We start from the raw sequence: 15,199 nt of genomic DNA, 5'->3' as shown, positions 1-15,199 counted from the left end.
CGGGACAGGACCGGGTTTCTACTTTTCAGGGGGACTTCCAACCATGTTTGCAATCGTCGGCGTCGTGATCTTGCTGGTCATGGTATTCGGCGGCTTCGCCCTCACCGGCGGCGCGCTGGGACCGGTCATGCACGCGATCCCGCATGAGATGCTGATCATCGGCGGCGCCGCTGTGGGCGCTATCGTTACCGGCAACTCGATGCACCAGCTCAAGGCGCTCGGCGGCGGTCTGGCCAAGGTCTTCAAGGGCCCCAAGCACAACAAGCAGGACCATATCGACGCGATCATCCTGACCACGCGCCTGATGAAGATCCTGCGCACCGAAGGTCCCGTGGCCCTCGAAAGTCACGTCAACGATCCCAAGTCGTCCTCGCTCTTCGCTGAGTTCCCGCGCCTGCTTGCCAATGACGCGCTGGTCCACCTGATCTGCGATACCCTGACGCTGATCGTGGTCTCCTCGGGCACGCTGGAAGTCCATGCGGTCGAAGACGTCATGGACAATGCCATGAAGACGCACTTCCACGAACTGCATGAGCCGCAGCACGCGCTGCAGACCCTCGCCGACGCGCTGCCCGCGCTCGGTATCGTCGCCGCCGTTCTCGGCGTGGTGAAGACGATGGGCTCGATCGACGAGCCGCCCTCGGTTCTGGGCGGCATGATCGGCTCCGCGCTAGTCGGTACCTTCATGGGCGTGTTGCTGGCCTACGGCATCGTTGCGCCGATGGCCGGCCGCCTCAAGCAGGTGATCGAGGAAGACGAGCAGATCTTCCACGCCGTCAAGCAGGTAGTCATCGCCAGCCTTCACGGATGGCCGCAGCCGCTGGTCGTCGAATCGGCCCGCTCGGGTCTCGGTCATTCGTTCCGCCCGGGTCTTTCCGAACTTCTCGACGCGATGAGGGGACGCTGACGTGGCCGCCAAGCGAGGCAAGAACGAGCCGCCACCACCGATCATCGTCAAGAAGATCACTGTGGTCGAGGGCGGCCATCACGGCGGGGCCTGGAAAGTCGCCTATGCCGACTTCGTGACCGCGATGATGGCTTTCTTCCTGCTGCTGTGGATCCTGGGCGCCACGACCGAGAAGCAGCGCAAGGGCATTGCCGACTACTTCACCCCGACCCTGGTCAAGACCAAGGAGTCCTCGGCCGGGTCCAACAACGGCCTGCTCGGCGGTTCGTCGCTGACCGACGTCGACAATTATCCGCATGCCATGGGCCAGACCGGCACCCAGGCCATGACGATCCCGCGCGATGCGACCGGCGGCCCCAAGGAGGGCGGCACCAAGATCAAGCGCTCGGCCCGCGCCAAGCAATCGGTCGAGGAAAAGCTGCGCTCCACCGAACGGCTGCGCAAGCTCGCCAAGCAAGTCCGCCTCGTCGACACCTCGATCGGCGTACGCATCGACCTCGTCGACGATGCCGACTTCTCGATGTTCCGCCTCGGCACCACCGTGCTGACGCCGGATGCGGTCGAGCTGATCTCGGCGATTGCGGAGGCGGTCGGAACCGACGGCGGCCAGCTGACGCTGCGCGGCCATACCGATGCCTTGCCCTACAAGCCGGGCACTTACGGCAACAACTGGTCGCTTTCGGCCGGTCGCGCCGAAGCCACCCGCCAGGCGCTGATGCGTGACGGCATCGCCGAAGACCGCTTCAAGCGCATCGAAGGCGTTGCCGACAAGGAACTGCTGATTCCCGACAATCCGCAGGACCCGCGCAACCGCCGTATCTCGATCACTCTCCTGGACTGAGCTTCGGCTCGGTCCACGGCGGGACGCGAATCGGGCCGATCCCCCGATCTCCAATCATCTTCGGCCCGTGAGGTGAGGGTCCCCATGCCCTCACCTTCCGCGCTCCCGCCTTCCATTCGCCCCCATCGGTTTCACCGCTTCACACTAGAAAGAATGCGCAAGAGACGGACGCCTCAGGGCGATCTGTCGCAACAAGCCATCGAACCTCGCCGGGCCGCCAGTCTCCAAACTCCGTAGGCCCGGATCTCCAATCACCTGACGACAGCCCGTTCACGCCCACGCCAAGCGATCGCCGCACCCTCGCGCGATCTCCCGGCCTGGGTGTGAGCGGGCCTTTTTTTGCATTTGTAGACCGGCGGGCCAGGCCGGGGCGGCCTCGTCCAGGTCAGCCCACGCGGGGCAATGCCCGCGGAGTGACCCAGATCTGCCCCGCCCGCGCCATTCATCCTCAACCAGTCGCAGGATACGAACCGCGCACCGCCGCGACCGGGCTTCCACAAGTTCACCCTGAGTGGGAGGCGGGGTATTGCAAGGCAGGAGAACGAGGCCGGCGCCACCCTCTCCGCTCATCCGAAGACTGTCGCAGGACGCGAACCACGCGCCGCCGTGACTGGACTTCGACAGGCTCAGCCTGAGTGGAAGTCGGTGGGGTGAGTGCCAGGGCTGGAGAGCGAGGCTCGCGCCACCCTGACCGCTCATCCTGAGCCTGTCGAATGATGACGCCCCTGGCACGGCGCCTTCGCCGAGAGCGAATCACCTACCGATTCGCCGTTAACCCGTTCGCGATTCGCGCTCGGCCGCCACGCGTTGGCTTGGGTAACGGCACGAATCGCTTCGGCCCGCGCGAAGCGCAGGCACGGAGAAGGCCCCGACGGACTGGGGAGAACCGTCGGGGCCTTAGCCTGCCGAATGCAGGCTATTGGTTACTTTTCGCTACTTAGCGAAGCAGCGAGAGCACGTTCTGCTGGCTCTGGTTCGCCTGGGCGAGCATCGCCGTCGATGCCTGCGACAGGATCTGCGACTTGGCCATCGCGGTCGTTTCCGACGAGTAGTCAGCGTCTTCGATACGCGAACGGGCGTCCGAGAGGTTCGTGACGTTGGCAGTCATCGTGTTCACGGCGATGTCGAGGCGGTTCTGCGAAGCACCGAGGTTGGCGCGGGTGGTCGAGACTTCATCCAGCGCCGTATCGAGGCTGGCAAGCTCCGTGCCGGCAAGCGAGGTCACGTCAACCGCAAGAGCTGCCGTCATGCCGGCTCCGCCGCTAACGTCGTCGAAGGTCAGGTCGATGGTGTCCGAAGCGTTGGCGCCGACCTGGATCTTGACCGTGCCGGCGGTGCCGGCGGTACCGTCGAACAGCTTGTTGCCGTTGAATTCGGTGTTGGTCAGGGTGTCGGTGATCTGCGACTGAAGCTGCGAGACTTCGGTCTGCATACGGGTGCGGTCATCGGCCGAGTAGGTGTCGTTCGAACCCTGAACGGTCAGTTCACGAACGCGCTGCAGCATGTTGGTGACTTCCGAGAGCGCGCCTTCAGCGGTCTGCGCCATCGAGATGCCGTCGTTTGCGTTACGGATGCCCTGGCTCATGCCCTTGATCTGCGAGGTCATCGAGGTGGCAATGGCGAGGCCCGCGGCGTCGTCCTTGGCGGAGTTGATGCGCTTGCCGGTCGACAGGCGTTCCATCGAGGTGCTGAGCATCTTGCTTGCCGAGTTCGAGGCGTTGGTAGCCCGAATCGCGCTGATGTTGGTATTGATAACAGACATTAGGTAGCTCCCGTTGAATGTCCCGATTTCCGGATCAGCTTCGCCGGCCCATCCGGCTCCGCTGCCAAGGTGAAGACCGGCAAGCTGGCGGCAAATTTAAGCCGCCCCGGCAAAAAAAGGTTACCCACCCCATCATAAACCCGCGGAATCCCGTCAAACTTCGCCGAATCCCGAGTGTAAAATTTTCCGAATTTTTAACTGAATCACCCGCATAAACGGCCGTGGAGATTGGTTAATACTACGGGGGACATCGAGACATGGGCGGGTTGAATTTCGACTCGAAATTCGCCCAGCGGCACGGACCGCTGGCAGATCGGGGAATGGCTATTGCCACTTCACTCCTCGATCTTGGTGCAATCGATTTGCGTGACGCTGCGGACGAGGCTCCTGGCCGTCCGCGCACGCGGTCGGTTCAACTTTCACGCGGCACTGCGCCCGCATTCGGTCGCAAGGGCGCATCGCAGATCGCGTTGACCTATGTCGATCCGGTCAGCGAAGCCTCGCTTGCCATGCTGCTCGCAGCCATGGCCGGCGCCGACGAGCCGATCGCGGCGGACCCGGAAAGCCTTTCGGTCTTCGCTCTCGCCGACCGCCTGGCCGGCAGCGACATTCCGGTGCTGATCAACGGCCCGACCGGGACCGGCAAGGAAGTCCTGAGCCGCTTCATCCACGCCCGCAGCCCGCGCCGCGAAGGCCCGTTCATCGCCGTCAACTGCGCAGCGATGCCCGAGACGATGCTCGAGGCGATGCTCTTCGGCCACCAGAAGGGCGCATTCACCGGCGCTACCCAGGCGAGCGAAGGCTTCATCCGCGCGGCGGACGGCGGCACCCTGCTGCTGGACGAAATCGCCGAGATGCCGCTTCAGCTCCAGGCCAAGCTGCTGCGCGCCCTGCAGGAACAGGAAGTCGTTCCGATCGGCTCGACCAAGCCGATCAAGGTCGACGTGCGCATCATCGCCTGCGCCAACCGCGACCTGCCGACCGAAGTGGCCGAAGGCCGCTTCCGCGCCGACCTTTATTACCGCCTCAACGTGTTCCCGCTGACGCTGCGCCCGCTGCGCGAGCGCGCCGACGACATCGCCCCGCTCGCCTTCGCGATGGCGCTGCGTCACGCGCCGGACCCGGCCAAGGTGCCGTGCCCCAGCGAAGCGGCGATCGCGATGCTCAAGCTGCACTCCTGGCCCGGCAACGTCCGCGAGCTGGAGAACGTCATGCGCCGCGCGCTGCTCCTCGCCCACGGCAACGACATGATCACGCCCGAGCACATCGTGTTCGACAGCCCGGCCCGCCTGATCCAGTCGCCGGTCACGGCCACCGGCTTCGGCGTCACCGTCGCCCAGCCGCAGGTCGAAGAGGCGGAAACGCCGCGCAAGCTTTCCTCGATCGTGCAGATCTCGGAAGCCCGCGCCATCGTCGAGACGCTCGAGGCATGCGGCGGCAGCCGGGTGCGGGCGGCCCGCGAACTCGGCATCTCCGAACGGACCCTGCGCTATCGCCTCGCTTCGATGCGTGATGCCGGGATCGAGATCGGCAGAGCGGCCGCAGGAGGCCGTCGATGAGCGGCATCTCCGGCATCGGGGGCGGCGCTGGAGGAATTCAACAGATCATGGCCATGCGCCAGCAGATCATCCAGCGCAACGAACTGCTCCAGCAAATTCATGCGCCGAAAGGCCCTGATCAGGCAGGCGGCGTGGCCGGTGTCGGCGGCGCAGCCCCGACCGAGGTCCAGGCCCCCGCCCAGGGTTTCGCCGATACGCTCAAGACGGCACTCGACAACGTCAATGCCGTCCAGGCCAAATCGGACACGATCACCGACGCCTACCAGCGCGGTGAAGTGACCGACGTAGCCAGTGTCATGCTTGCCCGGCAGGAAGCCGGAGTCGCATTCGAAGCGACCATGCAGGTTCGCAACAAGCTGTTGTCCGCCTACCAGGACATCATGCGGATGGGGGTATAATGTACCATGCCCGAGCTCGTTCCAGCCACGCCTGACGGCGTCCCGGCGGCCTCGCTGCCCGCCACGCAGTCGATGTTTGCTCCGCTCACCGATCCGGCAGGCGGCAGCATGCTCACGCGCCTTGGCACTTTCACGGCCCAGCCGGCGGTCCGCAAGGTCCTGCCGGTGTTCGTCGGCCTGTCAGCCATCGGCGGGGCCCTGCTCGCGTGGAGCGCGCTCGCGCCTTCTCCGCAGCGCGTGCTGTACTCGCAGCTTGCCGACAGCGAACGCGCGAGCGTCGCCGCCGCGCTCGACCAGGCCTCGATCGACTACTCGATCGACAACAGCACCGGCGCCCTCTCGGTTTCCGAGGGCGACTTCTACAAGGCGCGCATGCTGGTCGCCTCCGATGGCGCGCTGGCGACCCCGGAATCGGGCGTGCAGATGCTCGACAACATGCCGATGGGCGCCAGCCGCACGCTGGAAGGCGAACGCCTGCGCGCAGCCCGCGAGGCCGACCTGCAGCAGACCATCGCCCAGATCGACGGCGTGGAATCGGTCCGCGTGCATCTGGCACAGGGCGAGAAATCGGTCTTCGTGCGTGAAAACGTGCCGCCGACCGCCTCGGTCATGGTCCGTCTCGCGCGCGGCCGTTCGCTGACCGAGAGCCAGGTTTCGGCCATCCTCAATCTCGTGGCCGGTTCGGTGCCGGGCCTCTCGCCCGACGCCGTGCGCGTCGTGAACCAGCACGGCCAGCTCCTGTCGGAGACCGGCGGGGTCGACAGCGACCGCCTCGACCTGCAGGCCCGGATGGAATCCAAGCTGCGCGAACAGGTCTCGCAGCTGCTGCGCCCGATGCTTGGCGAAGGCAATTTCACCTCGGAAATCCAGGTCGACCTCGACATGGACGAAGTGACTTCCGCCCGCGAAAGCTACGACAAGGACGGCGCCGTACGCACCGAGACCGAGGCACAGTCGCAATCGACCGCTGCCACTCCGGCCGTCGGCGTCCCGGGCGTCCTGTCCAATACGCCGCCGCCGGTAACGCAGGCCCAGCCGGGCGCGCCGCAGGGCACCGCACCCCAGCCGGGAGCGACTCCGCCGACCAACGGCGAGTCCCGCTCCTCGCGCACTTATGAACTGGGCCGCGAAGTCTCGGTCGCCAACACCACGCCGGGCGGCATCAAGCGCCTCTCGGTCGCAGTCGCGATCAGCGCCGATGCCATGAAGGGCGCCAAGGCCAAGGACATCCAGGAAATCGAGGCGCTCGTCAGCGCCGCAGTCGGCGCCAACCCGCAGCGCGGCGACCAGGTCAAGGTCATCGCGCGCAGCTTCGAGCCGATCGGGGATGCCGCCGCCCTGCCGTTCTACGAAATGCCGTGGTTCCCGATGGTCGTGCGCTACGGTTCGGCCGTCCTTGCCGTCCTGATGGTGCTGCTGCTGGGCGTGCGCCCGATGGTCAAGGCCGTGCGCGGCGACAAGCCCAAGCCTGCCAAGAAGGCCAGGAAAGGCAAGAAGGGCGCTGCCGACGACGAAGACGAACTGGATGAGGAAGGCGAAACCGTCCTCGACGAGAACGGCCAGCCGGTCCTGCAGCGCAGCGCCGTGCGCGGCGCCCTGCCCGCCGGCGGCGCCGAAGAGGTCGACATCGAGATCACCCGTTCTGACTTGCTCGCCAGGCAACTCAACCTTGCCCAGAAGCTGGTGGCCGAACGGCCCGACAGCGCCGTTGCCGCCTTGCGCCAGATGCTCAACGAACCGCTCGATCAGCAGGCCGAGAAGAAGGAATTCGCGCAGTGAGCGAAGTCGTACCCCTGTTCCCGGCGGACAACGCCGCGGTCATGGTCATGCTGCTCGACAACGACAATGCCTCGCGCATCCTGTCCGAACTCGAGCCCGATGAACTGCGCCGCCTGGGCGAGAAGATGTGCGCCCTGGGCGAGATCAGCCCGGACGTCATTGCCGAGGCGATCGCCGGCTTCGTCGAGAAGACCGAAAAGCTCGGCCTCGTCGCGCACGACCGCGTCGACAAGGTCCGCTCGATGATGAGCAACGCCATCGGCGAAGTGAAGACCGAGAGCGTGATGCGCCAGATCATGCCGGACGAGCCCAAGACCTCGCCGCTCGAACTGGCCCGCTGGCTCACTTCCGAAGCGCTGGTGCCGCTGGTCAAGGGCGAGCATCCGCAGGCGATTGCCGTCCTGCTGGTGCAGCTCGACCCGGTCGTCGCCGCCGAAGTGCTGCACGCCCTGCCGACCGAAGAACAGTCGCAGATCGTCCACCGCATCGCCACGCTCGGCCCGGTCTCGCCGCAGGCCATCGCGATGCTGGAAGAACTGCTGACCCGCCGCATTAACGAGAACCATGGCCATCGCCCGCTGGCAATGGGCGGTCCGAAGGAAGCGGCCGACATCATCAACGGCGCCGGCAAGGTGATCGAGAAGCGGGTGATGAGCGAGATCGGCAAGATCGACAAGGCGCTCGCCAAGGAGATCGAGAACGAGATGTTCAAGTTCGAGCATCTCTTCGTGCTCGACCCCCAATCGATGGGCACGCTGCTGCGCGACATCGGCAACGACACCCTTATCGACGCGCTCAAGGGCATCAGCGAGGAAGAACGCGACTACTTCTTCCGCGCCATGTCGAGCCGCGCCGCCGATGGCGTCAAGGACGAGATCGCCGCTCGCGGCCGCACCAAGCTGGCCGACGTCGTCGCCGCACAGAAGGAGGTCGTCCTCGTCGCCCGCAAGCTCGCAGCCGAAGGTTCGATCATCTTCGGCTCGGGCGATGACGAATACGTCTGAGCAGCGCGATGTCCGATCTCGGCTTCAAGATACCCACGCAAGGCATGAGCCTGTTCGAGGCCATGGCCCAGCCGCAGGGCTTTCGCGCCGACGCGCGTTTCGGCGCGCTGCCCGCCCCCGAGCCCGAACCGGCGCCGCCGCCTCCATCCCAGGAACCGGCTGCGCCCGATCCGGTAGAGCAGGCCTTCACCCAGGGCTTCACCGCAGGTTACGAGCAGGCGCTGCAGGAGGCGCAGGCCCAGGCCCAGGCCGAAGCGGCCGCACGCGAAGGACTTGAGCTGTCGCTGACGCGCCTCAACGCGGTACTCGAAGAGGAACTGCGCAACCGCCTGCGCGAAACCGTGGCCGCCTTGTGCGAAAGCGCGATCGCTCCGCTGGCGATCGACGAGGACGCCCTAGTGCGCCGGATCAATGCCGCGGTGGGCATGCTCTCGCGCGCCGACGACGAGCGCGTGATCAAGCTGCACCCCGAAGACGTGAAGCTGGTTTCGCCGCGCCTTGCCGCCGAATGGCAGGTTGAGGAAGAAGCCGGCCTCGAACGCGGCACGATCCGAATCGAGACGGCCAGCGGCGGGGTCGAGGATGGCCCGGCAACCTGGCGCATCGCCATCGCCGAAGCCTTGCAACAGTGCTGAGCCGCGCGTGCTGAAGCTCTGGGACCCTATCCTGACCGACCTGGCCGCCGAGCCGGTCGACCTGACGCCGCGCCGCTTCGGCCTCGTCACCGCCTGCGACGGCGGCCTGCTGGAGGTCAGCGGCCTGTCGGTACCGGTGGGCGCGATGTGCCGCGTCGGCCATGGCCGGGGCAAGACGCTCTCCGCCGAAGTCATCGGCTTTCGCAACGGCAAGACGATGATGATGTTGCTGGGCGACACGATCATGCTGCGCCCCGGCGCGCGCGTATGCCCCGAAGGCCGCCCCGGCATGCTGCCGGTGGGCGATGCCTTTCTCGGCCGTGCCGTCGATGGCGAAGGCCTGCCGATCGACGGCGGCCTGCCGATCCATACCCGCACCGAATGGCCCGCGGGCGGCGTGCGCACTTCGGCGCTCGATCGCAGCCCGGTGCGCGAATGCTTCGACACCGGCGTGCGCTCACTCAACGCGCTCACCACTTTCGGCATCGGCCAGCGCATCGGCGTCATGGCGGGATCGGGCGTCGGCAAATCCGTGCTGATCGACATGATCGCGCGCGGCGCAACCGCGGACGTGATCATCGTCGGCCTGATCGGCGAACGCGCCCGCGAGGTTTCCGATTTCGTCGAGCGGCACATGAACGCCGAGAAAAAGGACAAGACCGTGGTCGTCGCCGTACCGGCCGACCACGCGCCGAACCTGCGCCTGCGCGGCGCGATGCTCGCCACTTCGATGGCCGAGCACTTCCGCGCGCAGGGCAAGCGCGTCCTGCTCATTCTCGACAGCCTGACCCGCGTGGCCCACGCCGCGCGCGAAATCGGCCTGCTGCTCGGCGAGCCCGGCGCAGCGCGCGGCTATCCGCCATCCGCTCTCGCCACGATTACCAAGCTCGTCGAACGCGCCGGCAACTCGGCCGCCAGCAAGGGCTCGATCACCGGGCTCTACACGGTGCTGGCAGACGGCGACAACCAGGACGACCCGGTGGTCGACACCGCGCGCTCGATCCTCGACGGTCACATTGTGCTCTCGCGCGATCTCGCCCAGCGCGGGCAATATCCGGCGGTCGACATCGCCGCCTCGCTCAGCCGCGTGATGAACGACATCGTCTCGCCCGAACACCAGCAACTGGCCCGCCAGTTCCGCGCGCTTATCGCCAGCTACGAGGCCAACCGCGACCTCGTGCTGATGGGCGCCTACCGTGCCGGAGCCGACCCGCAGCTCGACAAGGCGATCGCGATGCACGAGTTGCTGACCGCCTTCCTGTGCCAGCAGGCCGGTGAAGTGATCGACCTTTCCGACAGCGGCGCGCAGCTTGCCGCCTTGCTGGGATGAGTTCATCGGTTCCTCCTGCCCCTTGCCGTGAGGCGATGCCGTGAAGGAAGAGCGCAAGCGGCTTGCGCGCCTCAAGCGGCTCGAGAAGATCCGCGCCATCGCCAAGCAGACCGCCGCCCTGGAATCCGCGCAGGCGGAAAGCACGCTCACGCAATTGCGCGCGCTGTCCGACCGCACCCGGCAGATGGCGAGCGACTATGCCAGCCGCCGCGAAATGACCGATGGCGGCTCGCTCCACCAGGTCGGCCGGTTCGTCAGCGGGCTGCAGGCCCTGACCAAGACCACCGACGGCGACGCGATACGCGCGCAGTCGATCGCCGATGCCAAGCAGCGCCTCCTTGCCGAGGCGGAACGGCGCCGCGCCGCCATCGAGGAACGCGCGCTGCTGCAGGAACGCATGATCGCCAAGGCCGGGCAAACGCCGGCCCTCGGCAGTAGAAAGGGATCTGGCACGGATCTTGAATAGTACCTTGCATGGTTAACCATGAGGTCCATCAAGGCATGATCCAGCTCTCGGCCCCGTCGATTTCCGCGAATGCTGCCCCGGCCGCCGGTACTGTGCCGACGACTGCAGCAAACGGCACGGAAACCGCCGACTTCGCCGCGCTTCTCGGCGCTGCGGGGACCCCGGGCGAGACCGCCACGGGCGAAGCCAAGCCCGCCGCTGCCGCATTGACGGCGGCGCTGGCAGTGCAAGCGACCGGCAATGGCGGCAAGGACGGCAAGGCAACCGGCAACGAAAGCGGCAAGGATTTGCCGGTTGCCGCAAATGCCGCTGCCGCCGCTGTAGCCGCTGCCGCAACCGTTGCCGCACCGACCCTCATCAAGGATGCCAAGCCCACCGCCGAAACCGCAGAAGCGGGCGAAGGCAAGGGCGAGGCGAAGACCACCGATGCTCCCGACGAAGAAGCGACTTCTGACCAGGCAGACGTGCCCATCGCGGCTGCCAATCCCGTCATGCCGCTTGTCGTCCCACCGCTGCCCGGCACCGACAATCCCGTCGAATTCCGGGCAGCGGTTCCCGATACCGCTGCCGCTGGCCGCTCTGCCGCTTCGCTGAGCGCGCTCGTGCAGGGCACCGCAACACCGGCCAGAAACGCTGGTACCAAAGCCCAGGCCGCAGCGCCCGCACAGGTTCTGCAGGTCAAACTGGCCCCCATCGTCACCACCGATGCGGCCGAAGCCGGCAAGAGCGCCCAGGCCCCGGTCGACCTCAATCCGGTAGCCGCAATCATGGCCCGCATCGACACCGCCAAGGCCGCCGCCGCAGCTACTCCCGCAGGGCAGGTGGCGCCGGCGACCACCGGCAAGGCGCAGGCCCCCGGACTTCAGGCTACGGCACTTCCGGTTCAGACCGATGCCGCACCGCGCACCGAAACCAAGGCGAACACCGCGAGCGAGGTCATTGCCGACCCCGGTAAGAAGGACATCGACACGGCCCAATCCGCCAGCCAGCCAGCAACGCGCTCGGCAGTGCAGCCCGCCGCCATGCACTTCGCAAGCGCGCAGCCGGCCGTCTCGACCGCGCCGGCCATTGCGACTGTCCCGGGAGCAGCGCCGACAGCAGTCGAGCAGCCCCACGATTTCACCACGCTGGTCGACCGCCTTTCCGAAGCGCGCGAAGCTGCATCGCCGCAGGTCGTGCGCACCGCGATCAACCATGCCGAGTTCGGCCAGGTCTCGATGCAGTTCCGCCAGGACGACGCGAAGATGAGCGTGACGCTCACCAATGCCGATCCCGGCTTCACGTCGGCAGTCCACTCGGCAGTCGCCGCGACGCTCGCTGGCAATGCCGCGGGCAATGGCGACCAGCAGCGCAGCGACAGCCAGCAGGCCCAGCAGCAACAGCAGCACCAGGCATCGACCCAGCAGCAGTCCGCCGCATCGAGCAACGGACAGGGCCAGGGTCAAGGGCAGCAACAGGCCGCCCAGGCCCGCGCCGAGCAAGGCGAACGCAACTTTCACCGCGCGCAGTCCGCCTCGGCCGGCGCGCAGCAGGGCGAGCGCAAGCCGTCCGACGGGGCCGCCAACGGCCCTCGGCGTAGCGGCATCTACGCCTGACATCCGACTATTCAGGGGACTTTGAGATGAGCAAATCCGGCAAGGAAGAAAAGCCAGCCAAGAGCAAGGGCAAGCTCGGCCTGATCCTGGGCGCGGTGGGCCTTCTGGCCGTGGGCGGCGGCGGCATGTTCGGCCTGGTGCAGGCCGGCGTGATCGGCGGCGGCCATCACGAAGCCAAGCAGGACAACAATCCCAAGCTGATCCGCAAGGGCGAAGTCGACCCTTACGCGCCGGTCAGCGGCAAGAAGGAGGAAGGCGGCGCCGCGGAAGTCGATGGCGAAGGCGGCGACGAATATCGCACCGCCTACTACACCTTCTCCGAGGAATTCACCTCGAACCTCAAGAACTCCGACGCGATGGTGCAGATGGCACTGGCCTGCTCTACCCGCCGCGACGGCCGCGTGCTGATGTGGCTGAAGAAGCATGAACTGGCGATCCGCTCGCAGCTTCTCACCATCATCGCCGACACGCCCGAAGAGAACGTCTACACGATGGCCGGCAAGGAACAGCTGCAGAAGCGCATGACCGCCGCGATCAACAAGGTCCTCACCCAGAAGGAAGGCTTCGGCGGCGTCGACGCCGTCTACTTCCGCAGCTTCATCGTCCAGTGATCCGACGATGACGTCCGCCGCATCCCAAGGAACCGAGCGCATGAAAGCCCGCCACTGCAAGGAACTGCTGGGGACCGGTCCGTCGATCGGCGAGCTCGTCCCGGCTCTCTCGCTGATCGGCGAGCGGCTTGCGCGGGCGCTCGCCTCGGGCCTTGCCCGCCTCTCGGGCGGCGATGCCCCGGTCGTGCGCGTCGGCATGCCGCTCGACGGCACGCTGGGCTCCATCCAGTCGGAACTGGAAGGCCTTGCCTCGCACACGCTCCTTGCGGTGGGTGCGGAATCCCGGCCGATGCTGGCCGTCTTCGAGGCCGCGCCGGTCTTCCGCCTCGTCGACCGTGCCTTCGGCGGACGCGGCGACGTGCCGGACCCGCTGCCCGATACCTTCCCGCTTTCTGCCGAACTGCTGATCGCGCGCATCGAGGGCACCGTTGCCGATGCGCTCTCGATCGCTTTTGGCGGCGAAGCGAAGCACACGGTGCGCACCGTGCGCCGCGAGACCAGCCTGCGCCAGCTTGCACCGTTCGACCGCAACGAGGAGCTGCTGCTCCTTTCGCTCGAAGTCGAGGAAACCGGCTGCGAGCCCTGGTCGATGCTGCTCGCTTTCCCGCAGACGACGCTTTCGGCGCTCGTCACCGTGCCGCGCCACCCGCGCAAGGCGCGCATGATGCAGGCCGCGCCCGATCCGGCGTCGGAGCCCTTCGCTTCGATGCCGCTGCAGGTGAAGGCCGTCCTCGTCGACATGACGATGGGCTTTTCGCGTCTGTCCAGCCTCAAGCCCGGCGACATCCTGCCGGTGGCAGTGGCGCGCAGCGTTCCTCTCAAGGTGGGCGACCGGACCGTCGCCAACGGTACTATCGGTGAACTCGACGATCGCGTCGCGGTTCAGGTTTCCCACGCATTCTGACTACGAAAGACGATCAACCATGAGCATTCATCCCCGCGGTTTCGATTTTCTTCGCGACGTCGACGTCCGGCTCTCGGTCGAGCTGGGCCGCACCGAAATGAAGCTGAAGGACATCCTCGCCCTCGGCCCGGAAAGCGTCGTCGTCCTCGACCGCATGTCGGACGAGCTGCTTGACGTCCTGGTCAACGGCAAGCCGATCGCCAAGGGCGAAGTCGTCTCGCACAACGGCCGCTTCGGCCTGCGCATCGTCGAGATGGTCGGCGTCGAGGAAACAGCCGACGAAAATGCCATCCCGCTTCCCGGCGGCGCGCAGGGCTGACGCATCATGCTGTGGTACATCCTCAAGCTTATCATCCTGCTGCCACTGATCGGTTTCATCGCCTGGGGCTGCCTCAAGCTGGCGAAGAAGATGCAGGAAAAGGCCGGAATCGGCGGCGGTTCGAAGTCGATCCGCATCGTCGAGACCACCATGCTCTCGCCCACGCTCAAGCTTGCGGTGATCGAATTCCACGGCCGCGAGATCCTCGTCTCGGCCTCGCGCGGCGGCCTCACCCGCCTGGCCGAAGCACCGGCGCGTCCCCGCACTGCGGAAAGCCTGCCCGAATGAAGCGCATCGTTTCCCTGATCGCCGCACTGCCGGCGCTGCTGCTTCCCGCGGTGGCCTTCGCGCAGGTCCAGGCCCAGTCGCTTCCGGCGGCGGCGCCTGCATCGGACTCGGCGATCCCCGGCGCGCTCGACCGCGCCTTCGGGGCAATGGGCGGCACCGAGGGTCCGGGCATGAGCCTTTCGCTGCAGCTGCTCCTGATCATGGGGCTGCTGACGATCCTGCCCAGCCTGATCCTGATGATGACCAGCTTCACCCGCATCCTGGTGGTGCTGGCGATCCTGCGTCAGGCGCTGGGCCTGCAGCAATCGCCGCCCAATCAGGTGCTGATCGGCCTGTCGCTGTTCCTTTCGCTGTTCGTCATGGCGCCCACGCTCGAACGCGTGAACGCCAATGCCATCGCCCCCTATTCCGCCGGCACCATCAATGCCGAGCAGGCGATTGCCAACGGCGGCAAGGAATTCCACGCCTTCATGATCCGCCAGACGCGTGAGCGCGACCTGACGATGTTCGCCGAGATGGCCAATGCACCGCGTTTCGCGAAGCCGGCCGACGTGCCCTTCTCGATCCTGCTGCCCGCCTTCGTCACCAGCGAACTGAAGACCGCCTTCCAGATCGGCTTCATGCTGTTCCTGCCGTTCCTCGTGATAGACCTCGTCGTCTCCTCCGTCCTCATGTCGCTGGGCATGATGATGATGAGCCCGATGGTCGTTTCGCTGCCTTTCAAGCTGCTGCTCTTCGTCATGGTCGACGGCTGGGCGCTGCTGATGGGCTCGCTGGCCTCCAGCTTCGGGTAGCGCGGGC

General features: G+C 66.5%; 16 protein-coding genes. 15 read left to right on the top strand and 1 reads right to left on the bottom strand.

What is annotated here, in order from left to right:
- Positions 1-43: 43 nt before the first annotated feature.
- Both motA and JI59_RS12740 read left to right on the top strand, forming a co-directional pair.
- Entirely contained in the window at positions 44-907 is an 864-nt protein-coding gene (motA, locus tag JI59_RS12745) for a flagellar motor stator protein MotA (RefSeq protein WP_007012309.1), read from the top strand.
- 1 nt (position 908) lies between these two features.
- A complete protein-coding gene (locus tag JI59_RS12740) occupies positions 909-1,748 on the top strand; it encodes a flagellar motor protein MotB (RefSeq protein WP_007012310.1) in 840 nt (279 codons plus the stop codon).
- 937 nt (positions 1,749-2,685) lie between these two features.
- Here the strand turns inward: JI59_RS12740 and JI59_RS12735 are convergent.
- Positions 2,686-3,510: a flagellin N-terminal helical domain-containing protein gene (locus JI59_RS12735; protein ID WP_007012311.1), complete on the bottom strand. Its 825-nt coding sequence runs from the start codon at positions 3,508-3,510 to the stop codon at positions 2,686-2,688.
- Positions 3,511-3,830: 320 nt separating this feature from the next.
- Here JI59_RS12735 and JI59_RS12730 point away from each other — a divergent pair, with 320 nt between their 5' ends.
- Genes JI59_RS12730 through fliP form a run of 13 tightly spaced genes read left to right on the top strand, consistent with a single transcriptional unit; the run spans position 3,831 to position 15,192 of the window.
- Positions 3,831-5,069 (top strand): sigma-54 interaction domain-containing protein, encoded by a 1,239-nt coding sequence (locus tag JI59_RS12730; protein ID WP_138921322.1) that lies wholly within the window; start codon positions 3,831-3,833, stop codon positions 5,067-5,069.
- Complete coding sequence (gene fliE / locus JI59_RS12725) at positions 5,066-5,467, top strand: flagellar hook-basal body complex protein FliE (protein WP_007012313.1); 402 nt, start codon at positions 5,066-5,068, stop codon at positions 5,465-5,467. The genes JI59_RS12730 and fliE overlap by 4 nt, the downstream gene beginning before the upstream one ends.
- Before the next feature lie 6 nt (positions 5,468-5,473).
- Positions 5,474-7,246 (top strand): flagellar basal-body MS-ring/collar protein FliF, encoded by a 1,773-nt coding sequence (gene fliF / locus JI59_RS12720; RefSeq protein WP_007012314.1) that lies wholly within the window; start codon positions 5,474-5,476, stop codon positions 7,244-7,246.
- Positions 7,243-8,250, top strand: coding sequence for a flagellar motor switch protein FliG (fliG, locus tag JI59_RS12715; RefSeq protein ID WP_007012315.1), 1,008 nt, complete (start codon positions 7,243-7,245; stop codon positions 8,248-8,250). The genes fliF and fliG overlap by 4 nt, the downstream gene beginning before the upstream one ends.
- Positions 8,251-8,258: 8 nt before the next feature.
- Complete coding sequence (locus tag JI59_RS12710) at positions 8,259-8,885, top strand: FliH/SctL family protein (protein WP_007012316.1); 627 nt, start codon at positions 8,259-8,261, stop codon at positions 8,883-8,885.
- Positions 8,886-8,892: 7 nt separating this feature from the next.
- Positions 8,893-10,215 carry a FliI/YscN family ATPase gene (locus tag JI59_RS12705; protein ID WP_007012317.1) on the top strand — a complete coding sequence of 441 codons (1,323 nt, stop codon included), beginning with the start codon at positions 8,893-8,895 and terminating at the stop codon, positions 10,213-10,215.
- Between the two features lie 40 nt (positions 10,216-10,255).
- On the top strand, positions 10,256-10,681 hold the full coding sequence (locus tag JI59_RS12700; protein WP_007012318.1) for a hypothetical protein: 426 nt from the start codon (positions 10,256-10,258) through the stop codon (positions 10,679-10,681).
- Positions 10,682-10,689: 8 nt separating this feature from the next.
- On the top strand, positions 10,690-12,276 hold the full coding sequence (locus tag JI59_RS12695; RefSeq protein WP_081473943.1) for a hypothetical protein: 1,587 nt from the start codon (positions 10,690-10,692) through the stop codon (positions 12,274-12,276).
- Positions 12,277-12,302: 26 nt separating this feature from the next.
- Positions 12,303-12,887 (top strand): flagellar basal body-associated FliL family protein, encoded by a 585-nt coding sequence (locus JI59_RS12690; protein ID WP_007012320.1) that lies wholly within the window; start codon positions 12,303-12,305, stop codon positions 12,885-12,887.
- Between the two features lie 40 nt (positions 12,888-12,927).
- Complete coding sequence (locus JI59_RS12685) at positions 12,928-13,791, top strand: FliM/FliN family flagellar motor switch protein (RefSeq protein WP_007012321.1); 864 nt, start codon at positions 12,928-12,930, stop codon at positions 13,789-13,791.
- A gap of 19 nt (positions 13,792-13,810) precedes the next feature.
- Entirely contained in the window at positions 13,811-14,110 is a 300-nt protein-coding gene (gene fliN / locus JI59_RS12680; protein ID WP_007012322.1) for a flagellar motor switch protein FliN, read from the top strand.
- Between the two features lie 6 nt (positions 14,111-14,116).
- Positions 14,117-14,398, top strand: a complete 282-nt coding sequence (locus JI59_RS12675) for a flagellar biosynthetic protein FliO (protein ID WP_007012323.1) — start codon at positions 14,117-14,119, stop codon at positions 14,396-14,398.
- The gene (fliP, locus tag JI59_RS12670; protein WP_007012324.1) at positions 14,395-15,192 is read left to right on the top strand and encodes a flagellar type III secretion system pore protein FliP; all 798 of its coding nucleotides are present in this window, start codon (positions 14,395-14,397) and stop codon (positions 15,190-15,192) included. Before JI59_RS12675 ends, fliP begins: the two co-directional genes overlap by 4 nt.
- Positions 15,193-15,199 lie beyond the last annotated feature (7 nt).

Source organism: Novosphingobium pentaromativorans US6-1, assembly GCF_000767465.1.
In the GTDB taxonomy this organism is placed as follows: Bacteria; Pseudomonadota; Alphaproteobacteria; order Sphingomonadales; family Sphingomonadaceae; genus Novosphingobium; species Novosphingobium pentaromativorans.
Note: the sequence above shows the minus strand (reverse complement) of the source record. Positions and strands in the feature narration are given on the sequence as shown.

What these genes read in the sequence shown, in the direction of transcription:
- motA (WP_007012309.1), top strand. Translation starts at nt 44, where the DNA reads ATGTTTGCAATCGTCGGCGTCGTGATCTTGCTGGTCATGGTATTCGGC.
- JI59_RS12735 (WP_007012311.1), bottom strand. Translation starts at nt 3,510, where the DNA reads ATGTCTGTTATCAATACCAACATCAGCGCGATTCGGGCTACCAACGCC.
- JI59_RS12730 (WP_138921322.1), top strand. Translation starts at nt 3,831, where the DNA reads ATGGCTATTGCCACTTCACTCCTCGATCTTGGTGCAATCGATTTGCGT.
- fliE (WP_007012313.1), top strand. Translation starts at nt 5,066, where the DNA reads ATGAGCGGCATCTCCGGCATCGGGGGCGGCGCTGGAGGAATTCAACAG.
- fliF (WP_007012314.1), top strand. Translation starts at nt 5,474, where the DNA reads ATGCCCGAGCTCGTTCCAGCCACGCCTGACGGCGTCCCGGCGGCCTCG.
- JI59_RS12710 (WP_007012316.1), top strand. Translation starts at nt 8,259, where the DNA reads ATGTCCGATCTCGGCTTCAAGATACCCACGCAAGGCATGAGCCTGTTC.
- JI59_RS12695 (WP_081473943.1), top strand. Translation starts at nt 10,690, where the DNA reads ATGGTTAACCATGAGGTCCATCAAGGCATGATCCAGCTCTCGGCCCCG.
- JI59_RS12690 (WP_007012320.1), top strand. Translation starts at nt 12,303, where the DNA reads ATGAGCAAATCCGGCAAGGAAGAAAAGCCAGCCAAGAGCAAGGGCAAG.
- JI59_RS12685 (WP_007012321.1), top strand. Translation starts at nt 12,928, where the DNA reads ATGAAAGCCCGCCACTGCAAGGAACTGCTGGGGACCGGTCCGTCGATC.
- fliN (WP_007012322.1), top strand. Translation starts at nt 13,811, where the DNA reads ATGAGCATTCATCCCCGCGGTTTCGATTTTCTTCGCGACGTCGACGTC.
- JI59_RS12675 (WP_007012323.1), top strand. Translation starts at nt 14,117, where the DNA reads ATGCTGTGGTACATCCTCAAGCTTATCATCCTGCTGCCACTGATCGGT.
- fliP (WP_007012324.1), top strand. Translation starts at nt 14,395, where the DNA reads ATGAAGCGCATCGTTTCCCTGATCGCCGCACTGCCGGCGCTGCTGCTT.